This is a genomic window from Delftia sp. ZNC0008 (assembly GCF_000799035.1).
Lineage (GTDB): Bacteria > Pseudomonadota > Gammaproteobacteria > Burkholderiales > Burkholderiaceae_C > Comamonas > Comamonas tsuruhatensis.
The window spans coordinates 1-5,000 of record NZ_JTKZ01000049.1; the positions used below are offsets into that span (position 1 = coordinate 1).

The window sequence follows — 5,000 nt, forward strand, 5'->3', positions numbered from 1 at the left end:
CCGCGTCCACCTCCAGCACGATCTGCGGATGGGCCAGCGCAAACTCGGCCAGCAGCGGGCTGAGCCAGCGCCGTCCCATGGCGGCCGGCAGCGACAGCCGCAGCCGGCCCCGGGCCTGCGAGGCGCCCTGGGCGGCCTCCTTCTGGGCATCGGCAATCAGGCCGGCCGCCTGGCGCACCTTGTCCACCAGGCGCAGGCCCTCGTCGGTCAGGTGCAGATGGCGTGTGCTGCGCTCCACCAGCCGCACGCCCAGCCGGGTCTCCAGCGCGTTCAGGCGTTTGGACAGCACGGACGGATGGCGCAGCAAGGCCCGCCCCGCCGCAGCGAAGGAGCCTTGTTCATGCAGCGCCACCAGGGCCGCCAGTTCATCGGCGTGCTGGCTGTCCAGAAGGTTCATGGGGTCAGGATGATCGCACCTTGGGAGCGTCCCTGCTCCAGATCGCCATGCGCCTGCGCCACCTCCGCCAGCGCATACCGGCGCCAGACGCCGGGCACGATGATGCCGGCCGCCACGGCGGCCAGCACGTCCCGTGCGCGCTCCTGGTACTCGGCCGCCGTGGCAGTGTGCGCGGCCAGCGAGGGGCGCGTGAGGAACAGCGAGCCCTTGGCATTGAGCGTGGCCACCGAGATGGGATCGGGCAGGCCGGAGGTCGCGCCGAAGGACACCAGCAGGCCGCGCGGGCGCAGGCAGTCCAGCGAGGCGCCCAGCGTCGTGCGGCCGATGGGGTCGTAGACCACGTCGGCCTTCAGGCCCCCGGTGGCCTGCAGCACCTGGCCCGGCAGCGTGGCCACATCGAACACGAAGACCTCGTCGCAGCCGGCCGCCCGCGCGCGCTCCACGCTGGCTGCCTTGGACACCACGCCGATCACCAGGGCGCCCAGGTGCCTGGCCCAGGCGCACATCAACTGGCCCAGCGCACCGGCGGCGCCATAGATCACGATGCGGCTGCCGGGGCCCACGGCATGGGTGGTCTTGAGCAGGTACTGCGCCGTGATGCCCTTGAACAGCACGGCCGCCGCCGCGTCGTCAGGCAGCGCATCGGGCAGCTTCACCAGGCGCTCGGCCGGATACAGGCGGGCGCTGGCATAGGCGCCCAGCGGCCCCGTGGCGTAGCCCACGCGCTCGCCCACGGCCACATTCGTCACGCCCTCGCCCACGGCGGCCACCCGCCCCGCGCCCTCCAGCCCCAGGCCCGAGGGAAAGGCGATGGCGACAGCGCCCTTGCGCTGGCTCACGTCCAGCGGGTTCACGCCGATGGCCGTCTGCTCCAGCCAGACCTGGCCGGGGCCGGGCGCCTGCACCTCGACCGGCTCCAGGCGCATGGCGTCGGGGGTGCCTGCGGCGTCCATGCGGACCTTGATCAATGGGTTCATCTCGCTGCTCCGTGAAATGGGTGCAGCGTAGAAGAAGCGATTGAGGGCAGCAATAGGCCGGCGTGCAGTTCACTGCTGCATGGGGTGCAGCAATGACCACGAACCAGCGCGCACGCCGCCCACGCTGCCCGTCAGAAGTCGTGCCGGATGCCCAGCTCGAAGGCCGTGGAGGCGCGCCCGCCAAAGTAATTGACCGCGGCCGGATTGCCGCTGACAGCCGCACCCCCGGCAATGGCGAAGGCCGCCCCATTGCGGTTGGACATGCGGGCCGCATGCGCGTACAGCGCCGTGCGCCGCGACAGCGAGTGCACATAGCCCAGCGCCCACAGGTCGGCATCGCTGGCGCTTTGCGCCGCCGTCGCGCCCTTCTGGTCGGCCTTGACATAGCTGAGCTTGACCACGCCGCTGCCCACGGGAACGCTCATGCCCACCAGGGTGTTGACCGTGCGGTCCACGCCGTGCACCCAGCGGCGCTGGGCCAGGCTGGCCTTGAGCCAGCCGAAGTCGTAGGAGACGCCGTAGCTCTGGTCCTTGAAATGGATGCCGCTCAGGGTGTTGCGCGTGGTGAACTGCGCGCCCGCCACGTTCCAGCCCGCGCCCGCCCAGCCCAGCCGAACGCCGTTGCCGCGCGTCTGGCCTGCCGCCGTGGCGCCCTTCTCGCCCAAGGTGGCGATCAGGCTGCCGGACACGCCCTGCAGCCCGCCCAGGCCGGCCGGCAGGAAATACTCCACCGCATTGCTCACGCGCAGCGTGGGATTGGCAGCCTGCGACTCCGGCGCCGTGCCGAAGGCCTGGCCCAGCGCGCGGGAAGCCGTGAATGAGCGAAAGCCATTGGCGCTGCCGATGCCCAGCGTGGCAAACGGATCGAAGCCGCTCCACACCAGGTGCGTGGGCACCCAGTCCCGCCCCAGCCGCAGCTCGCCCCATTGGCGCGAGGCCAGACTGACCGTGGAGCGCCGGTCCCAGAACGGGCCGCTGGCGCCCATGGCGCCGGTGTCGGCCAGCAGGCTGCCGTCCAGGTAGAAGCCCGCGCTCAGGCCGTCGCCCAGGTCCTCCTGCCCCCGCAATACCAGCTTGCTGGTGGAGTTGGCGCCGCTGGCCTGCGAGGTGACCGTTCCCAGGCCCTGGTTGCGCACCTGCCTGACGCTCACATCGACGGTGCCCGAGATCGATACCGAGGACTGCGCGCCCGCATGCGCGGCGGCCAGCCCCAGCGAGGCGGCCAGGGCCTGGCGTATGAATACCTGCATGTTGTCTCCTTGTGGTTTTTTGCTTTGCTTTGCTTTTGCTCTTTCTCGGGCGTGTGCCGGTGTCTGCCCGGCTACTCGGGCTTGAAGCCCGCGCCCTTGAGCAGCGCGGCGCTCTGCGCCACATCGGCGGCGATGAAGCGCTTGAACTGCTCGGTGCTCTCCGAAACCGTGTCGATGCCCAGGCTCGCGAAGGCGCCGGACCTGGCCAGCTCGGCCACCGCCGCGTTGGAGGCCTGGTTCAGCCGCTGCACCCGGTCGGCAGGCGTGTCCCTGGGCGCCCACAGTCCGTACCAGGAGGTGTAGGCAAACCGCGGCAGGCCGCCTTCCTGCATGGTGGGCACCTCGGGCGCCAGCGGGCTGCGCTTGCCGGAGGTGATGGCAATCGGCCGCACCTTGCCGGCCTTGGCCAGCGGCAGCACGGAGACCATGGAGTCGAGCAGCAGGTCCACATGGCCGCCGCCCACATCCACCAGCGCGGGTTGCGTGCCCTTGTAGGGCACGTACTCGAGGCGCATGCGGCCCTGCTGGGCCAGCAGCAGCGTGGCCAGGTGGCTGGGTGCGCCCACGGCGGGAATGGCCGCCGTCCACGTGCTCTTGGCGCCTGCGGCCAGCACCTCGCCCAGCTTGCTGTGGGGCAGCTGCGGCGAGATCACCAGCATCAGCGGCGCCTCGCCCACGCGCGCCACGGGGACAAAGTCGGTCTGCGGGTCATAGGGCGGATGGGCCAATACCTGCTTGGCCAGCACATGCGTGGCGGCCGAGAACAGCAGGGTGTAGCCATCGGGGGCAGCCGCCAGCACCGCACGGCCGCCCACCACGCCGCTGCCGCCCACGCGGTTCTCGACGATGACCGTCGTGCCCAGCTGCTTGCGCAACTGCTCGGCGAACAGGCGCGCGGCGCTGTCCACGCCGCCGCCCGCCACGAAGGGGACGATGACCTTGACCATCTTGCCCGGCTCGGGAAAGGCGGCGGGCGCACTGGACGAGGCCATGCAGGCGATGGGCAAGGCAGCCAGCGCACCCAGTAAGGCGCCCAGCACCGGCCCCTTCAGCCGTTTCAGAGTTTTCATGCTTTGTCTCCTGTTTCTTTTGAAAATGGGCGGGCCGTTGCGTGGCTCAGCCCGGGTCCTGAATCGGCGCGCGCCGCCTGTGCCTGCGCACCAGCACGCTCAGCGTGTCGTCCAGGGCCTGGGCATCCAGCCCCCGCGTGATGAAGACGATGCGCGTGCGCCGGTCGGCACCCGGCCAGCGGGGCAGCGTCTGCGGCGGGGCGAACAGGTGCTGCACGCCATGGATGACCAGGGGCTGGTCCGGGTGCTCCTGCAGGTGCACGATGCCTTTGACGCGCAGCAGGTCATCGCCGCGCATGGCCGTGACCCAGTCCATCCATTCGCCGAACGCCTGCGCGGGCAGGGGCTCGTCGCGCTGCAGCACAAAGGACGAGATGCCGTCGCGGTGCGTGCCTGCCGGCGCAGTCACCGGAGCTGTCACCGGAGCCATGGCCCGGTAGCCGGGTGCCTGGAGCATGCCCGCAGCGGCGTCCTCCTGCCCCGTCGCGCCTTCCGACATCAGCCGCTGCAGCAGCGCCACATGGTGGGCGGGGTCCAGGCCTTGCGGCGCCTCGCCGTTGATGGCCTGCACCTGGGCCAGCAGTTGCGCAGCGGGCTGTGCGCCGCCCAGCAAGTCTGTCTTGGTCAGCAGCACCAGATCAGCCACGGCCAGCTGCCGCACGGCTTCGGGATAGCCTGCCAGCGTGGCGCTGCCCAGCACGGCATCGACCGTGCAGGCCACGCCGGCCAGCGCATAGCGCGCGCGCACGGCGGGCTCGCCCAGGAAGGAGCGCAGTATCGGCCCCGGGTCCGCCAGGCCGCTGGTTTCGATCAGCACGCGGAGCGGCGCGCCCTGTTCGCGCAGGGCCAGGCGCTCCAGCGCCTCCACCAGATCGCCGCGCACGCTGCAGCACAGGCAGCCATTGGCCAGCAGCACCGTGTCCTCGCAGGCCAGGCTGGTCAGGTCCTGGTCGATGCCGACCGCACCGAACTCGTTGACGATGACGGCCGTCCCGTGCAGGTCCGGCAGCGCCAGCAGCCGGTTGAGCAGCGTGGTCTTGCCGCTGCCCAGAAAGCCCGTGAGCACGGTGACCGGAATGCGCTGGCCCGCCGCTTCGGGCAGGGCCAGCAGGCTGGAGAAATGCCCGCTCATGACGCCACCCCACCATGCACCTCGGCGAACGAGCGCAGCGTGCGCTCCAGCCGCGCCAGCGCCCACTGCGCCACGGCCTGCGGCACCTCGTCCGAGCCCAGTGCATCGAGCAGGCCGCGCAGCGGCTGCGCGCCCTGCCCGGCTGCGGGCCGGGCACGGAACCAGGCCGCCACC

At 71.3% G+C, this 5,000-nt stretch carries 5 protein-coding genes; all 5 read right to left on the bottom strand.

The window, feature by feature from the left end; translation table 11 throughout:
• The coding region (locus L995_RS01430) for a LysR family transcriptional regulator (protein ID WP_047468432.1) at positions 1 to 397 on the bottom strand (397 nt) is incomplete at its 3' end.
• The gene (locus L995_RS01435) at positions 394 to 1,374 is read right to left on the bottom strand and encodes a quinone oxidoreductase family protein (RefSeq protein WP_047468435.1); all 981 of its coding nucleotides are present in this window, start codon (positions 1,372 to 1,374) and stop codon (positions 394 to 396) included. The genes L995_RS01435 and L995_RS01430, both read right to left, overlap by 4 nt.
• A gap of 131 nt (positions 1,375 to 1,505) precedes the next feature.
• Positions 1,506 to 2,624, bottom strand: coding sequence for a porin (locus L995_RS01440; RefSeq protein ID WP_047468437.1), 1,119 nt, complete (start codon positions 2,622 to 2,624; stop codon positions 1,506 to 1,508).
• Positions 2,625 to 2,695: 71 nt separating this feature from the next.
• On the bottom strand, positions 2,696 to 3,694 hold the full coding sequence (locus L995_RS01445; RefSeq protein WP_047468439.1) for a Bug family tripartite tricarboxylate transporter substrate binding protein: 999 nt from the start codon (positions 3,692 to 3,694) through the stop codon (positions 2,696 to 2,698).
• Between the two features lie 46 nt (positions 3,695 to 3,740).
• Positions 3,741 to 4,826: a CobW family GTP-binding protein gene (locus L995_RS01450; RefSeq protein ID WP_047468442.1), complete on the bottom strand. Its 1,086-nt coding sequence runs from the start codon at positions 4,824 to 4,826 to the stop codon at positions 3,741 to 3,743.
• Positions 4,827 to 5,000: the final 174 nt, after the last annotated feature.

Coding starts and splice junctions, on each gene's coding strand:
- L995_RS01445 (WP_047468439.1), bottom strand. CDS start 3,694: ATGAAAACTCTGAAACGGCTGAAGGGGCCGGTGCTGGGCGCCTTACTG.
- L995_RS01450 (WP_047468442.1), bottom strand. CDS start 4,826: ATGAGCGGGCATTTCTCCAGCCTGCTGGCCCTGCCCGAAGCGGCGGGC.
- L995_RS01440 (WP_047468437.1), bottom strand. CDS start 2,624: ATGCAGGTATTCATACGCCAGGCCCTGGCCGCCTCGCTGGGGCTGGCC.
- L995_RS01435 (WP_047468435.1), bottom strand. CDS start 1,374: ATGAACCCATTGATCAAGGTCCGCATGGACGCCGCAGGCACCCCCGAC.